The sequence below is a fragment of the Phascolarctobacterium sp. genome, assembly GCF_030531065.1.
In the GTDB taxonomy this organism is placed as follows: Bacteria; Bacillota; Negativicutes; order Acidaminococcales; family Acidaminococcaceae; genus Phascolarctobacterium_A.
In genome coordinates this window covers 95,798-111,756 of record NZ_JAUNOQ010000005.1, presented here as the reverse complement: position 1 = coordinate 111,756, position 15,959 = coordinate 95,798, and the positions used below count along the sequence as shown (strand labels likewise).

15 protein-coding genes are annotated in these 15,959 nt (G+C 51.1%); all 15 read left to right on the top strand.

Annotated elements, in window-relative coordinates:
• Positions 1–104 precede the first annotated feature (104 nt).
• The 15 genes from Q4E64_RS04915 (at position 105) to Q4E64_RS04845 (ending at position 15,564) form a co-directional block, all read left to right on the top strand.
• Complete coding sequence (locus tag Q4E64_RS04915) at positions 105–1,838, top strand: ABC transporter ATP-binding protein (protein WP_303166616.1); 1,734 nt, start codon at positions 105–107, stop codon at positions 1,836–1,838.
• A 17-nt stretch (positions 1,839–1,855) separates the two neighbouring features.
• A complete protein-coding gene (locus Q4E64_RS04910) occupies positions 1,856–2,539 on the top strand; it encodes a class I SAM-dependent methyltransferase (RefSeq protein ID WP_303166614.1) in 684 nt (227 codons plus the stop codon).
• A complete protein-coding gene (locus Q4E64_RS04905) occupies positions 2,536–3,321 on the top strand; it encodes a Nif3-like dinuclear metal center hexameric protein (RefSeq protein ID WP_303166612.1) in 786 nt (261 codons plus the stop codon). The genes Q4E64_RS04910 and Q4E64_RS04905 overlap by 4 nt, the downstream gene beginning before the upstream one ends.
• A gap of 11 nt (positions 3,322–3,332) precedes the next feature.
• Positions 3,333–4,268: a 3'-5' exoribonuclease YhaM family protein gene (locus Q4E64_RS04900; RefSeq protein ID WP_303166610.1), complete on the top strand. Its 936-nt coding sequence runs from the start codon at positions 3,333–3,335 to the stop codon at positions 4,266–4,268.
• The gene (locus tag Q4E64_RS04895) at positions 4,265–4,990 is read left to right on the top strand and encodes a M48 family metallopeptidase (protein WP_303166609.1); all 726 of its coding nucleotides are present in this window, start codon (positions 4,265–4,267) and stop codon (positions 4,988–4,990) included. The genes Q4E64_RS04900 and Q4E64_RS04895 overlap by 4 nt, the downstream gene beginning before the upstream one ends.
• Positions 4,991–5,121: 131 nt before the next feature.
• A complete protein-coding gene (locus Q4E64_RS04890) occupies positions 5,122–5,826 on the top strand; it encodes a response regulator transcription factor (protein ID WP_293728495.1) in 705 nt (234 codons plus the stop codon).
• A gap of 3 nt (positions 5,827–5,829) precedes the next feature.
• A complete protein-coding gene (locus Q4E64_RS04885; RefSeq protein WP_303166608.1) occupies positions 5,830–7,377 on the top strand; it encodes a cell wall metabolism sensor histidine kinase WalK in 1,548 nt (515 codons plus the stop codon).
• Positions 7,374–7,892: a YqeG family HAD IIIA-type phosphatase gene (locus tag Q4E64_RS04880; protein WP_303166606.1), complete on the top strand. Its 519-nt coding sequence runs from the start codon at positions 7,374–7,376 to the stop codon at positions 7,890–7,892. The genes Q4E64_RS04885 and Q4E64_RS04880 overlap by 4 nt, the downstream gene beginning before the upstream one ends.
• A complete protein-coding gene (locus Q4E64_RS04875; protein ID WP_303166604.1) occupies positions 7,889–8,665 on the top strand; it encodes a carbon-nitrogen family hydrolase in 777 nt (258 codons plus the stop codon). Before Q4E64_RS04880 ends, Q4E64_RS04875 begins: the two co-directional genes overlap by 4 nt.
• Complete coding sequence (locus Q4E64_RS04870) at positions 8,665–9,723, top strand: M15 family metallopeptidase (protein WP_303166602.1); 1,059 nt, start codon at positions 8,665–8,667, stop codon at positions 9,721–9,723. Before Q4E64_RS04875 ends, Q4E64_RS04870 begins: the two co-directional genes overlap by 1 nt.
• Before the next feature lie 52 nt (positions 9,724–9,775).
• Complete coding sequence (locus Q4E64_RS04865; protein WP_303166601.1) at positions 9,776–10,117, top strand: YlbF family regulator; 342 nt, start codon at positions 9,776–9,778, stop codon at positions 10,115–10,117.
• The gene (murB, locus tag Q4E64_RS04860; protein WP_303166600.1) at positions 10,117–11,022 is read left to right on the top strand and encodes a UDP-N-acetylmuramate dehydrogenase; all 906 of its coding nucleotides are present in this window, start codon (positions 10,117–10,119) and stop codon (positions 11,020–11,022) included. The genes Q4E64_RS04865 and murB overlap by 1 nt, the downstream gene beginning before the upstream one ends.
• 23 nt (positions 11,023–11,045) lie before the next feature.
• Positions 11,046–11,435, top strand: coding sequence for a hypothetical protein (locus tag Q4E64_RS04855; protein WP_303166599.1), 390 nt, complete (start codon positions 11,046–11,048; stop codon positions 11,433–11,435).
• Between the two features lie 9 nt (positions 11,436–11,444).
• The gene (locus Q4E64_RS04850) at positions 11,445–12,254 is read left to right on the top strand and encodes a nitroreductase family protein (protein WP_303166597.1); all 810 of its coding nucleotides are present in this window, start codon (positions 11,445–11,447) and stop codon (positions 12,252–12,254) included.
• A gap of 1,468 nt (positions 12,255–13,722) precedes the next feature.
• Positions 13,723–15,564: an autotransporter outer membrane beta-barrel domain-containing protein gene (locus Q4E64_RS04845; RefSeq protein ID WP_303166596.1), complete on the top strand. Its 1,842-nt coding sequence runs from the start codon at positions 13,723–13,725 to the stop codon at positions 15,562–15,564.
• The last annotated feature ends 395 nt before the right edge of the window (positions 15,565–15,959 follow it).

Sequence of the window (15,959 nt, the reverse complement as noted above, 5' to 3'; positions counted from 1 at the left end):
CATATCCTTCTATTTTCGGCTCTTGCCATCGAAGGGATTTTTTCATACCCAATTTGCTGCGTGTATGATATAATATAATGATAATTTATCTATACGAGGTAAGCATGATAAAACGCTTTTTACGCTACTATTTTCCTTACAAAAAAATATTAGCCCTGACGCTGACGGGAGCGGTGCTTTCGGCCTTGGCCGAGCTGTTCTTCCCGATGTACTTGCGTTACCTTATGGACGAAGTGCTGCCCTTGGGCGATATTCCTTTGCTGCTGCGAGCCGCAGCAGTGCTTCTATTGCTGTACCTGCTGAACTGCTATATAAATTATCAGGTGATGTGCCATGGGCGCATGATTGGCGCGCGCATCGAGCAGGATATGCGGCGGGAGCTGTTCCGCCATGTGCAGTCCATGAGCTTCCGCTTTTTTGATAATCAGCGCGTGGGCCAGCTGGTGTCGCGCATTGTGGGCGATGTGGGCGAAATACGCGAGCTGATTTTTCTAGGGCCTAATTACCTGCTGGTATGCACAATTTTTATGCTGGGTACCGTGGGTATATTATTTTATATCAATTGGCAGCTGGCGTTGCTGGTTAATTTTTTGCTGCTGGCCAAGGCTTACGATTCCGTTACTATCAACCGCAAGCTGAAGCGGGCAGGGCGAGAGGCCCGCTCGCAGGTGGGCAACATGACGGCGCAGACGACGGAAAGCCTGAGCGCTGTGCGTTTGGTGCAGTCCTTTCATAATGAAGAATTGGAATGCGGCAAGCTGGACGCTGTGGCTGCTAAGCTGCTGGCGGCGCGCAAGAAATCCTTTTATCTTTTAGGTCATTCCAACACCAGCATGGTTTTCTTTTCCAATATTACTAATCTGGTGATTGTCGTGGCCGGCGGCGTGCTGATAACACTGGGGCGTATGCAAATCAGCGATTTGATCGCTTTTTTGCTGTATGTTTCTATTTTTGTGCGGCCTGTTTTGCGTTTGAACGCTTTGGCGGAAAACTATCAGAAGGGTATCGCCAGCTATCAGCGTTTTGAACAGTTGCTGCAAATCAAGCCAGAGATTGCCGACGCGGAAAACGCTGTGGACGCAGGCTGTTTAAAGGGCGATATTACCTTTGAAAACGTGACCTTCGCTTACGATGGCAAGGAGCCTGTGGTGCGCGATTTTTCGCTGCATATTAAAGCGGGCGAATCCGTGGCCTTTGTGGGCAGCACTGGCGTGGGCAAGAGTACCCTGTGCAATTTGCTGCCGCGTTTTTACGAGCTGCAGCAGGGCCGCATTTTAATCGATGGACGCGATATCAGAAGTATGACGCTGGCGTCCCTGCGCCGTAATATCGGCATTGTGCAGCAGGATATTTTTCTCTTTTCCGATTCTGTTACCAGCAATATTGCTTATGGCAGGCCGGAGGCCGGTGCGGCGGCAATCGAACGGGCGGCGAAGCTGGCGGAGGCCGACCGCTTTATCGAACAGCTGCCCCAGGGCTATGCTACGCCTTTGGGCGAGCGGGGCGTCAAGCTGAGCGGCGGTCAGAAGCAGCGTATCGCTATTGCCCGCGTCTTTTTGAAGAATCCGCCGATTTTGATTCTGGACGAGGCGACTTCGTCGCTGGATAACGAAACGGAGAAGAATATTCAGGGCGCGTTAAACGAGCTGTCCCATAACAGAACGACGCTGGTAGTCGCTCACCGTCTGGCGACGATCCGCCATGTGGATAGGATTATTGTGCTGTCCCGCAGCGGCGTGGTGGAGCAGGGCTCCCATGAATCGCTGATGGCGGCTAAGGGCGAATATTACAGATTATATATGGCGCAGTTTGATAAAAAGGACGGCGCTGATAATTGATGGATTAGGAGAATATCATGAAGATAGGTGAACGCTTGGAAACAATAGGCCGCCTGGTGCCTGCGGGCAGTGTGCTGGCTGACATCGGCACGGACCACGCTTACCTGCCGGTATGGCTGCTGCAGCAGGGGCGCATCAGCCGGGCGGTGGCCGGCGACATTGCGGCAGGTCCGTGCGAGGCAGCACGTACTACCATAGCCATGCACGGCTTGCAGGACAGGGTGGAGGTGCGCCAGGGCAGCGGGCTGGAGGTTTTGCAGCCGGGCGAGGCGGACTGTATTGTGATAGCCGGTATGGGCGGCAGTACGATCAGCAGTATTTTGGCTGCCGCGCCGGAAATTGCCCGTTCTGCCAAGCTGCTGGTGCTGCAGCCCATGGCGGGGGCCGCCGGGCTGCGCCAATGGCTGACGACCAACGGCTGGCAGCTGACGGACGAGGAGCTGGTGGACGATCCGCCGCATTTTTACGAAATTATCTGCGCTAAGCCGGGGCAGGACAAGGCTTATTCCGCCGCAGAGTACGCGGTGGGGCCGGTGCTGCTGCGCAAGGGGCACCGCCTGCTGGCACAGCAATTAGCAAGGCAGATTAATGGCTGCCGCTTGCTTTTACACAATATGGGGCGCAGCGAAAAAGCGCGCGCCAGCGCTAAATATCAGGAGCTGCAGGCTTTATTAGCCGCATTGGAGGTGCTGCAAAGGTGAAAACACAGGTTACGGTCAAGGATATGGTCAAGCTTCTGGAGGAAATAGCTCCGCCGCAGCTGGCCGATGATTGGGATAATATAGGCTTGATGCTGGGGCGCAGCGACAGGCCGGTGCGCAGGCTGCTGCTGGCTTTGGATATGACGGAGGAAACGGTGAAGCAGGCTGTCGAGTATAAAGCCGATATGCTGCTGACCCATCATCCGGCGATTTTCCATAAGCTGGGGCGCATTACGGACGCCGGTTGGCAGCAGGAGCTGCTTTTGCAGCTGGCGGAAAAGGGCGTTGCCGTGTACAGCGCGCATACCAATCTGGACTGCGTGGCGCAGGGCGTCAACGATTCGTTGGTTAAGCGTCTGCACATTGCCGACGACGACGTGCTGGACACTAATACCGGCTTGGGGCGGATAGGCGGCGTGGAGCCCTGCGGACTGAGCGAGTTCGCAGCCTTTGTCAAAGCGGCGCTGCGGGCCGATTACGTAGTCGTGGGCGACGCGGGGCGCACCGTTAAACGGGTGGCCGTCTGCGGCGGCGCGGGAGCGGATTTGGCGGAGTTGGCTTTGGCTAAGGGCGCCGATACGCTGGTAACGGGCGACGTTAAATATCATACGGCTCAGCAGGCTGTTTTCAGCGGACTGAATATTATCGACGCGGGGCACCAAGCTACGGAATGGCCGGTGCTGGAGGATTTGGCCGACAGGCTTTCGCTGCGCTTTGCGGAAAAGAATTGGAACGTAGTTTTAAAGGTGGCGCAGGAAACGCTGCTGCTGCGGCATGTTTAAGAATATAGAAGGTGAAGCAAGTGATAAGTAATTTTAAAGCAGGCACGAAAATCTGCCAGGCTGTTTTGGTGCGGGTACAGAAGGTGGGTAATTCCTCTAACGGCGGCGTATTTGCCCGCGGCCTGCTGGAGGACAACAGCGGGCGCATTCCCTTTATCTGCTTTGACGCCGTGCTGGTGGATAAAATGCGCGATTTGGAGGGGCCGGCCGCGTTTATGATAGGCGGCGCGGTGGATATCAATAAATTTGCCAACGATATGAGCTTGCAGGTTATTGTGCAGCGGTTGGAAAATCTGGTGCCGGAGGACGATATCAGCAATTTGCTGCCCCACGGCGATTTTGACGTGCAGGCTTATAAAAATAAGCTGGCCAATTATATTAAGGCGGTGCGTACTCCCGGACTGCGCATACTGCTGGAAACTATTTTCAGCGGCAATACCTACGAGGCCTTTGTCAACAATCCGGCAGGCACGCGCCTGCACCACGCTTATATCGGCGGCTTGCTGCAGCATTCCGTGGATGTTGCTGACTTGGCTGTAGCCTTGGCCGGGCAAATCGAAGGCGTGGATAAGGATTTGATTATTGCCGGAGCGCTGCTGCACGATTTAGGCAAGATCAGGGAGATTTCCTCGCAGATAGGCTTTCCTTATACCAACGAAGGACGCTTTATGGGGCATATAGCAATGACCAGCCTGATGGTGCAGGAGGCGGCGGCTAAGCTGCGTATTCCTGCCAGCCGTTTGGAGCAGCTACAGCATATTTTGCTGTCCCATCACGGCGATAACGAAAAGGGTTCGCCTGTAGCCTGCGCTACCCGCGAGGCATTTATCGTCCACTATGCCGACGAGATCAACGCCGTTATGAATCAGTTTGAGCAGCGCGAGGGCAAGGGCGCGTGGGAATACAACCGTATGCTGGGCCGTAACCTGCTGATGGAGAAGCTGTGAGCAGAATATATAAAGAAGAACGGGTAGGGCTGGCAGAATTTGCCGTGCTGGTGCAGTATAAGGACGTTAAAAATCTGACGCTGCGGCTGAAGCCTGACGGCAGCGTTTGCTTGTCGGTGCCTGCGGCTATTGACAAGCGTTCGGTTAAACGCTTTTTGGAGGAGCATCTGCCCTGGCTGCGGGAAAAGACCCAGGCTATGGAAGGTACGCCGCGCAGGCCGCCGCGCTATGATATGTCGCTGCCCTTTGACGGCGCTTCCCTGTATTTATGGGGGCGGCGTCTGCCGGTAAGGTTCATTGAGGATGCAGGGGCGCGAAGGATGCAGGTGCTGCCGGACAGAGTTAATTTATATGTGCGCCGTTCCTTGGACGGCGGGCAGCAGGCAGCGACGGTCAAGGACTTGTACAAGCGCTTAACGGAGCAGGCGGCGCTGCCGCTGCTGCATCAATGGCAGCAGCGTATGGGCGTGCGGTGTACGGAACTGCGCCTGCGCCAGATGAAAAGCCTGTGGGGCAGCTGCAACGTGCGGACGGGAGCGGTTACTCTGAATAGTTTGCTGGCCTGCTGGCCGCAGCCCTGTCTGGAGCTGATTGTGGTGCACGAGCTGGCGCATCTTTTAGTGCCCAATCACAGCCCGGCCTTTAAAAGGACGCTGGACGCCTACTTGCCTGACTGGAAGCGGCGCGAGCAGCTATTAAAAAGCTTTCGGCCCGTATTTTAATGGACAAAACTCATTCTTGACGTGAATTTTGATAAAATAGCCATATTTGTGTAAATCTTTTGTGAACGTGACTAAAGCTTACATCATTTTGTGTTATAATAAATAACAACATCATGTGGATGTCAGGAGTGATGATTATGGCAAAGCAAAAGATTTTAATTGCTGATGATGAAGCGCAGATCAGGGAGATCCTGCGCATATATTTTGAGAAGGAAGGCTTTGAGGTTATTGAAGCCGAGGACGGCGCCGCCGCTATATTGAAGGTGCAGTCTGAAAAGCCGGATATTCTGCTTTTAGATATTATGATGCCCGTTCTGGACGGTATCGAGGTGTGCAAGCAGGTGCGCAAAATGAGCGAGCTGCCGATCATTATGGTAACGGCCAAGGACGAGGACGACGACCGCATCGCCGGTTTGGAAATCGGCGCGGACGATTATATTACCAAGCCCTTTAACTCCCGCGAGGTAGTGGCCCGTGTGAAGGCCGTGCTGCGCCGCACCGGCACCCAGGAAAAGAACGGCGACGTTTCGCGCATTACTTACGACGGCTTGATTATCGACATGGACCAATATCAGGTTACTGCCTTTGGCAATAAGATGACATTTACCACGAAAGAAATGGAACTTTTATGGTGTCTGGCCTCCAATCCCGGCAAAGCCTTTTCCCGTAATCAGCTGCTGGAAACTATCTGGGGCTATTCCTACTACGGCGATACGCGCACGGTGGATACCCATATTAAACGCATCAGGCAAAAGTTGAACATTCCCCCAGATTCCACGTGGGACATTACCACTATTTGGGGCGTAGGCTATAAATTCGAGATCAAGGACAAATAGTTCATGAGCAAGTCACTTAGTACCCGCCTGATGTATAGCTTTATGGTTATCATCGTTATCATCGTTGTCGGTGTTACGGCAGGTATATCCTATCTGGTCGCAGATTATTTCTTTGAGATCAAGGAGCAGGAGCTGGCCGAAAAAGGTCACGAAATGGGCGAGACCATCGAGGCCTTTATCCGCATGGATGATAAGAATATGCTGTACCGCTATATTATTGCCGTCGACCGTCTGGTAGGCGCGCGTATTTGGCTGTATAATGATAAGTACGAGCTGATTGCCGCCTCCTATTACGACGGGCCGGAAAAGGCTGACGAAACCGATCCCCTGCGGCAGTATCTGAAATACGGTGCGCCGTCGGAAAGCGAATTGAAGCACAGCGCTATTAAGCTGGACCAGGATATTAAAGGCAGCAACATTTCTTATCGGGTAAAAATTATTCTGCACGATATTTATGCAGGAAAATCCTTTCAGTCGCAGATTTATCATCCCTATTACAAGGAGCAGGTTATTTTGGTAGGCGTCCCCTACAGAACCCCCGCGGGAAATGCGGGCGCTATTTTAATGATCGAGCCCTTGAGCGGCTTTGAAAAATTTCTGCGCAATGTTTATGTTTATATAATGATCGTGGGTATTATGGCGATTCTGCTGAGCCTGTTCCTCGTGAAGAAATTCTCGGAAAAAATTATCAAGCCGGTGCTGGAAATGAAGGACTGCGCTACGGCTATGGCTCTGGGCGATTATTCCCGCCGCCTTGTAGTGAAGGGCGAGGATGAAATCGCCGATTTAGCGAAGGCTCTGAACTCCTTAGGCAAGGATTTAAGCGATTATATCGCCAAAATGGAGCGCACAGAAAAAATCCGCCGCGACTTTGTCGCTAACGTATCCCACGAGCTGCGGACGCCGATTACGATTATCCGCGGCTATAACGAAGCTATCAGCGACGGTATGGTGACGGCGCCGGAGGTTTTGCAGCGTTACCGGGCGCTGATAAATGAAGAAACAGTGCGTCTGGAGCGCATGGTGCGAGAGCTGCTGGATATCAGCCGCCTGGAGTCCAGCGATCCGCTGACGACTAATAATATGGAGGAGCTGCCGTTGGCGGTTATCATCCGCAATGTCGCCGAAAAATTGAGCGTTAAGGCTATGAAGAAGCATGTGATTTTTAACATTCATGCCGACGAAAATATAAAAATTTTGGGCGACGGCGATCAAATGGTACAGTTAATTATGATTTTAGGCGATAATGCCTTGAAATATTCGCCAGAAAATGGTACTGTATCAATAGGAGCGAATAAGCTTGAGGATGGCAGTGTGCTGCTGACCGTTAAGGACCAGGGCAAGGGAATCCCCGAAGCCGATATTCCCTTTATTTGGGAAAGGTTTTATAAGGTGGAAAAATCCCATTGCCGCAGTACTCCGGGAACGGGGCTTGGCTTGGCCATCGCTAAGGAGATTATCCGCGTCCACGGCGCCAGCGCCGAAGTAATCAGCAAATGCGGGTCTGGTGCCGCATTTGAAATAAAATTTCCAAAGGATAAGGTAGTATGATTTTAGAGTATGTATGTCCAGATTACAGAGTAAAAAGTTTATTTGACATTTCTCCCAAATGGCTGAAGCGCAACGGCTATTTGAAAATTGTTGTCGATATTGACAACACTTTGCTGCCGCGCGACAAGAATTTAGTTGGCCCGCGCGCCATGACCTGGATTCGCCAGCTGCATCAAATGGGTATTAACGTGGCGTTGATTTCCAATAACGGCGGCGACCGTATTAAGGGTATTACCCGCCAGACCGGCCTGGGAACGATTATGCGCGCGGCTAAGCCGATGCCTATGGCCTATAAGCAGATTAGCAAGGCTATGGGCGGCGGCAAGATCCTGTTTATCGGCGATCAGCTGATGACGGACGTTTTAGGCGCTAAGATTGCCGGACATCCGGTTGTTTGGGTGGAATCCTTAGGCGGCAAAGAGCATTTTATCACGCGCTGCACACGCAAGCTGGAAAAATTCTTCGCAGGCCGTTTGCAAAGCAATAAAATGATGCCCAAGGAGCGCGTATTATGAAAATCGCCCTGCTGCAGCTAGAAATTCTGGAAAAGAATAAAGCGGCCAATGTGGCCCATGGCTTGCAGCTGGCGCATAGCGCTGCGACCGATCACGATCTGCTGGTGCTGCCGGAGGTATGGACAACCGGCTACAGCCTTGGCCATCTGGCGGAGGAGGCGGAGGAGCCTGCTTCTCCCGTTATCGGGGAGCTGCAGCGGCTGGCTGCGGAAAAGCAGTGCGCTATTATCGCCGGTTCGGTGCCCATGCGCCGCGGCGGTAAGATTTATAATACCTCCGTTGCCATTGCTAAGGATGGCGGCATTGTTAATATGTACGATAAGGCGCATCTTTTCGGGCTTTTTAACGAGGAAAGATTTTTTGCGCCCGGCAGTAATTTCCAGACTTTCGAGCTGGACGGGTTATGCTGCGGTTCGACGATTTGCTATGATTTGCGTTTCCCTGAGCTGTACCGCCATTTGGCGCTGCAGGGAGCGCAGCTCATCTTCTGCCCTGCGGAATGGCCCGAAGCCCGCGGCGATATCTGGCGTCTTTTAGCCCAGGCTAGGGCGGCGGAAAACCATATCTTTGTGGCTGCCGTAAACTGCGCCGGGTCCTTCAAGGGCGCGCCTTTTTACGGGCATTCCATGGTTATCGCTCCCAGCGGCAAAATCCTTGCGGAAGCGGGGATGGAGGAGGAAGTACTTTCCTGCACCATCGATTTGGCAGATATAGCCAAGGTGCGCGGCAGGCTGAACGCTTTAGCCGATGTACGCAAGGAGTTGATCCAATAATGAAGCTGAAATATTTTTTGACCGGTCTTGCCGCCGGTCTGCTTTTGTATGCCCAAACGGACTGCCTTAATGCGTCGGCTGCCGTGCCGCCGGATGCGCCCAAGGATGTGAAGCATATTCTGGGCTTTTATTACGGAAACGGCGAAAATATTTTGATTCGTGAAAACGAGGGCCGTCTGGAGCTGTTGTACCGCTTTTCCAGAAGCGATAAAGCATTTGGCGGCGCTAATATTTATCCGCTGGCTAAAGAGCATTTTGATTCCTACCTAATGACGGAGGCCGGGCCTATGAGCGGCACGGAAGCCAATGTGCGCTTTGAACGCGATCAGGACGGCTATGGCATTGCCTGCCGCGTAGGCGGTCATATTTACAGCCGTTACTTTTTCGGCCAGGGGACGGGCGAGCGCCCTAAGGAGTTCCGCTTTCCTGCCCATACGGACGAAGAGTGGCAGCAGCTGCGTGCGGAGGCCGCCGCTGCGGTGATGCCGGAAGCCCTGGCTGCGGGGCAGCAGGCAGCACTGGTGGACGCTGCGACGATTAAGGGCCTTAAGGTGGAATCGCGTTACGGCACAGCCGATAATTGCTTTGGCGCACCTCTGTACACTACGGATAAGCTGTGGCTGGGGCGGGAGGCCGCCGCCGCTTTGAGCAAGGTGCAGCAGCACTTGGCTGCTTACGGCTACGGCCTGGCGCTGTGGGATGCCTACCGGCCCTGGGCCGTGAGCAAGCTGGCGCATTTAGCATTGCCCGCCGACCAAAAGCAAATGCTGGAGGACCCGGATACCAAGGGCAGCGTTCATAATACGGGCAACGCTGTGGACGTCGGCTTATATAAGCTGGATACAGGCGAAACCGTGGAAATGATCAGCGGCTTTGACGAGCCGTCCGTGCGCCAGTTCGCCAGCTATGCCGGAGGCACTTCGCGTCAGCGCTATTTGCGCGCGCTGCTGCGGGACAGCATGGAGCTGTACGGCTTTCAGGGCATCGAGATGGAATGGTGGCATTTTGATTATCAGCCGTCCACCGCCTGGGCTCATTTAAACGTGCCTGTGCAGTGATGTGCCGAATTTAAAAAGAATAAAACGAGATTATTTTACGAGGTGACAAATAATGAACGTATATGATAACGCTAACGAGCTGGCCAAAGCTATGCGCGAAAGCCACGAGTTCAAAAAATTGAAGGAAGCTACCGCCGCTTTGGCTAAGGATGAAAACGCTAAGAAAATGGTGGATGAGTTTTTGCAGCTGAATCAGGAGGCGGAAATCGCTAAATATCAGGGCAAGGAGCCTGCTAAGGAAACTACGGAAAAAATCCAGAAGCTGTACGGCGTCCTTTCTTTAAACAGCGACGCTATGCAGTATCTTAATTCCTTTATGCGCTTTCAGATGATGCTGTCCGATATTACCAATTCCATTCAGGATGTGGTTAAGGAAGCAATGGGAGAAAAATAATGCCGGATTTGCAGGAGATTTTTGCAGGCTGTACGCAAAAGCCCTTGCTGCTGGCAGAGCCGATGAGCAGGCATACCTCCTTTCGCATTGGCGGGCCTGCCGACGCGCTGGCGCTGCCGCAGACGGAGGGCGAGCTGCAGGCTCTTCTGCTCAAAGCCAAAGCTTCTCAAACGCCGGTAACGCTGATTGGCAACGGCTCTAATCTGCTGGTGCGGGATAAGGGGATTCGCGGACTGGTCATTAAGCTGGGTAATATGCTGAACGATATAGAGGTAAAGGGCAGCAGCATTACCTTTGGCAGCGGCGTGTCCCTGGCGCTGGCGTCAAAAAAAGCTGCGTCTCTGGGGTTGAGCGGTCTGGAATTTGCCGTCGGCATTCCCGGCAGCATCGGCGGCGCAGTGTATATGAACGCCGGAGCCTATGACGGAGAAATGTCGAAGGTGGTAGCTGCGGTGCGCGTGATGAACGCGGCAGGCGAGAGCAAAACGCTGAACGCAGAGCAGCTGGACTTTTCCTACCGCCATACTGCCCTGCAGGGCAGCGGTTGGTTGGTAACGTCCGTAACGGTTGCCTTGCAGCCCGGCGAGCAGGAAGCGATAGACGCGAAAATGGCGGATTTCAGCCGACGGCGCATCAGCAAGCAGCCCTTGGAGCTGCCCAGCGCCGGCAGTATGTTCAAGCGCCCGCCGGGATATTTTGCCGGTACGCTGATCGACCAGACGGGGCTGAAGGGCTATACCGTGGGCGGCGCGCAGGTGTCGCGCAAGCATGCGGGCTTTGTGGTTAATATTGGCGGCGCGACGGCTGCCGACGTTTTGCAGCTGATTGCCGACGTGCAGGAGAAGGTATATGCGGCTCATGGAGTGCGTTTAGAGCCGGAGGTTTTGGTTTTAGGCGAGGAGTAAGGCTAAGGAAGTAGGTTGTGACAGTGGAAGATTTAATGAACGACCAGGAATTGCACCGGCTAGGTTTACAGGCTTTGGCGCCCTGGCTGGAAAGCCATAATTTTACGATTGATTTTATGCAGGAGGATAAGTATGTGGTGCCGCATATCTTTGCTCTGAGCGGTAAAATTATGACGGTCATCGTAGCGGCTTCAGATATGTATCCCAACAGAGGCGTAGTCAGCGAGAGCGATAAGGCCGCCGCGCTGAAGATTGCCGGCGAGCTGCACGCTTTGTGCGCCGTGGCTTCCATCGGGCTGGTGAATATCGACGTGCTGGAAACCGGTGACAAGGAATTGATGAGCAAACCTTTAAAGAGCGGTCATTATAAGGCCGATTTTCGCGGACTGGAATATATCCAATTTGAGGACTGAGGTGTTATTATGGATTTGTTAAAGGTTGATACTGACAAATGCCTGCGTTGCGGTATTTGTGTGGACTGCTGTCCTTCCTGTATCCTGAATTTGGGTGAAAACGGGCCCGAATGCCATTTTGACCGCGGCTGTATGAGCTGCGGCCAGTGCGTAGCTATTTGCCCTGTGGGCGCGTTGGATAATAAATATGCGCCGCTGGCGGAGCAGCGCCCTGTGACCATGCCCGTGCTGAAGCCGGAAACGGCGTATGAGTTTTTGCGTATGCGCCGCAGCGTGCGTAATTTCAAGCCCGTACCGCCGACTGACGAAGACCTTACGCAGCTGCTGGACGCGGCGCGGTACGCGCCTACGGCAGGCAATTCCCAGGGGCTGTACTATGTTGTTATTCGCGATGCGGAGAAGATTAAAGCCATTGCCGAGGCCGTGGCTGACTGGATGGAGGACGAGGTGGCCGCCGGTACGGAAAACAAGCGCTATTTTATGACGGTGCTGCGCGCTTACCGCGAGCGCGGGCAGGACATTATTGCCCGTCATGCGCCCTGCCTGGTATTCGCTTTGGCGCGCCGTTTGAACATTACCGGCGTCAGCAACGCGGAGCAAAGCTGGGCTTACGCCGAGCTGTTTGCGCCGACCATCGGCTTGGGTACGACTATTGCCGGCTTTATTCAAAGCTGCGGTATTGCGGGCTATCAGCCGCTGCTGGATTTAGTGGGCGTACCTGCCAAGCAGAATATCGTGGGTACGCTGATGGTGGGTTATCCTAAATATAAATACAAGCGGATGCCTGAACGCCAGCATTTAAAAATTGAATTCAGATAAGTTTTAGGGCGAATTTTATACAGTGAAGAACCAGAGTAACATGACGTTGCTCTGGTTTTATTTTTTATGCGAATGGGTCTTGTGGGGGGGTACAAGTATGATACAATAACGATATAGTGATGAAGTGCAGGTACAGACGTGGGTTTTATTGGGGTGTTCTACCAAAGGGCTTAATACTCCCTCAGTCTGCTCGCAAGCTCGCAGCCAGCTCCCTCTGAGAGGGAGCAAAATAGTAAAGCTTATGTTTGTGCCCCCTCTAAGAGGGGGCTGTCACCGAAGGTGGCTGGGGGAGTTTAATTATCTTTGCGGCAGCAGGCCGCACATATAAAAATTTTTATAATGAAAGGATTGGGTGTAAATGCAACGGAAACAAATTTTAGCGAAAGCGATTACTTTGGGCTTGCTGCTGGCGATGCCGTGCAGCGCATGGGCAGCGGAAGCTTTGAATAATGATTATACTTTAACTGGGGCAGAATCTTATAGTGATGGCTTAGTTGTGAATAGTGGAGTTACGTTGAATGGCGATGGAAATAATTTAGTTGTTACTGGAACTGCTGAAACTAAAAATGTTAAATTGTCTACTAATATATTTGAACAAGAAAGTGCAATACCTTTTGGTATTGTAAATAATGGCTCAATAAATAATGTTCTAAAACTAGAAGCAACAGCAATTTATAATACAGGAAAACTGGAAGTAGAAGATATAAAATTAACTTCACAAAAGCCGGATAATTTTCCTGGACGTTACGCTGTTTTGTGTAATTCAGGTGAGAATGCAGAGATTACATTAACAGGTAGCATTAGTGACGGAACTCTTTGGGGAAGTGTAATCAATACCGATAAAGCCGTATTAAATTTGAATGGCGTTGATTCAGAAATTTTGGTGGCAGAGAATGACGATGGTGCTATTCGTAGTTTCTTTGTTAATGTGAATGGTGCTGTTACTAATGTAAATGCAAACACTATATTCGGAAAACCAGTAAGTAATAGTAATGCTATTATAAAAGTTAAGGAAGGAGTTGCTTTAAAAGGATTTAGCTTTTCTAATGCCAATAGTGAATTTCATCTAGATGGTAATTTAGAAGCGGGTTTGTTTAGTCTATATAATTCTACTTTATATGTTGGAAATAATGCAACTATAAAAAGCAATAATAATGACAGATCAAATCCATTTGACAGTAGAGGTTCTACAATTTATGCAGCTACAGGAATTCTTAATATTGAATCTTTCGGAGTTCGTTTATCTGAAAATACAACTCTCAAAACAAATGAAACAGATAATTTAAAACAGCTTAACATAATTTCTGGTCAATTAGAGAATGATATAAATTTGATTGTAAATGATCAAATATCAGCAGACAGTATAACTAATACAAATGTTCTTGAAACTAACAATTTGATAATTAAGAAAGGTGGAATTGACGAGTCTGGGGATGAGATTCTTTCTGGGAATTCAGGCAATTTAATAGTGCATGACACACTGACTTTAGAGTCTGATGCTACTCTTGAAAATCTAGGTAATATTTTGCTTGACAACGATAATGCTTTAATTAAAGGACAAGGCTCCATAACGAATTACGTCCTTGCCTATGATGATTATCAATTTTTTGGTATTATTGCTAAAAGCGTAAAAGAGGATGGCAGTATTGAAAAGATAGAAAAATTAACTATCGAAGGCACATTGAATAACGAAAGTATTATTGCTGTTAAAACTTTAGATGTGGCCAATGGTGAAGATAATAGTGCGATTGAGGGAGTTAAAACTTTCGACGTTGATAATCTCAACATTCTTGATGAAGGCAGTTTTACTTTGAACGGCAGCAAGTATGAATTTACCAGTGTCGGCGTGGGAGAAAAAGCCACCTTTTATGCTGCCAATAGTGAAGTCACCGTTGAAGAAACCATTACTTTAGACAACACCGCAAGCTTTACGGCAAAAGATGTCAGCGGTACGGAAGCTGTCGCTTTAGGTGCAGCTGCTGTCTTTGACGCTGCTTCCCTGGCTATGGCCGAAGGCGGTGCGGTAGTCAGCAACGGCGGTTCTTTGACCGCTGATAAAATGAACGGCGAAGGCCTGACCTTTGACTTACAATCCAACAAGGAAAGACAGATTGACGTTGCCCAATTTACCGGTAATGATTTAAAAATCAATGTAACTTCGTTGACGCCGGAGCAGGTGGTTATTGACACAATGAACGGCAGCGGCGTGACCGTTACCGGCGACAGCCAGCTGACGGACACCTTTGAGGTTGATAATGTGGAAGCAGGCTTGCAGGCCTTGGCTTATACGGCATCTGTGAACAGCACGCAGAACGGCCAGCGCAAAACCGTTATTGCGCCTGCCGGTAAAATTTTGGGTGATTTGTACGGCGAAACCGACGGTGCTAACCATATTATTACTGCCAGCGTAAAAGAGGGCGTTAATAATTTCAACCAGGGCATCAGCGAGATGGCCAGCATCGCGCTCATGACCTGGCGGCAGGAAAACAACGATATGAATAAGCGCTTGGGCGAACTGCGCGACAGCGCAGGCGAGCACGGCGTGTGGGTGCGCATGACGCGCGGCGAAGCTAAGTACGGCAACCAGAATATCAAGAACCAGTACAACGCTTACCAGCTGGGCTACGATGAAAAATTGAGCGTTGATAAGCACTGGACCGTAGGCGCAGCGCTGACCTATACGGACGCAGAAAGCAGCTTTAGTTACGGCAAGGGCGAAAATAAGCACAAGGGTCTGGCTCTTTACGGCAGCCGTTTGAACGACGACGGCAGCTTTATCGATTTGATTGCCCGTTATGCGCGTCTGGAGCATGACTATGAAGTATACGGCGGCGCGGGCAAAGGCGACTTCGACACCAACGGCTACAGCCTGAGCGCGGAATACGGCAAACGCTTTACGCAAAAGAGCGGCTTGTGGATTGAGCCGCAGGTAGAGCTGACTTACGGCAGAGTAAGCAGCGGCGAGTATCTTACGAATAACGGCGTCAGAGTGCGGCAGGAGGGCATGGACAGCGTGGTAGGCCGATTGGGCTTCGCTTTAGGCAAAAATTTGGCGCAAGGCAAGGGCAACGTGTACCTGCGCGCGTCGTACCTGTACGATTTCGACGGCGAGACGGACGTGCGTTACAGCTATGGCATACAGAACAAACGCTTTGAGCAAGACCTCGGCGGCGGCTGGTGGGAGGTCGGCGTCGGTACGAACATCAACTTCAGCGAAGCGGCGCACTTGTATTTTGATATAGAAAAAACCTACGGCGGCAATGTGGCAACGCCGTGGCAATGGAACGCTGGCGTGCGCTGGAGTTTCTAAAGTTAGGGTTTTTCGTTTCCTTGTGAACAAATAAATATGTATAACCCGCGTTAGTCTTTCGCTTGACCGCAGCTGGCGGCCATGCAGGCTGACGCGGGTTCTTTATTGCAGGCGCGGCTTTCTGTTCAGACAATATTAAGGCTATAAGCGTATAGTAATAACCAAGTAAACCGGGCAGCGTATCAACGCTGCTCGCAGGAAAGAAGGGAAAAGCTTAACGTAGCGCTTATAACTGAATAACAGCAGCCTTGAATAAATTTTGTAAAATCTTTGTGAAAAGTATTATGATGAGGAAGCTTCTTGTGATATAATAATGCAGAATAAGAAAACTGCTTATAAATTAAGCAGCTTGCAAAATTTTATAGGGTTTCTCGAAAGCTTTTGTATATAAGTAG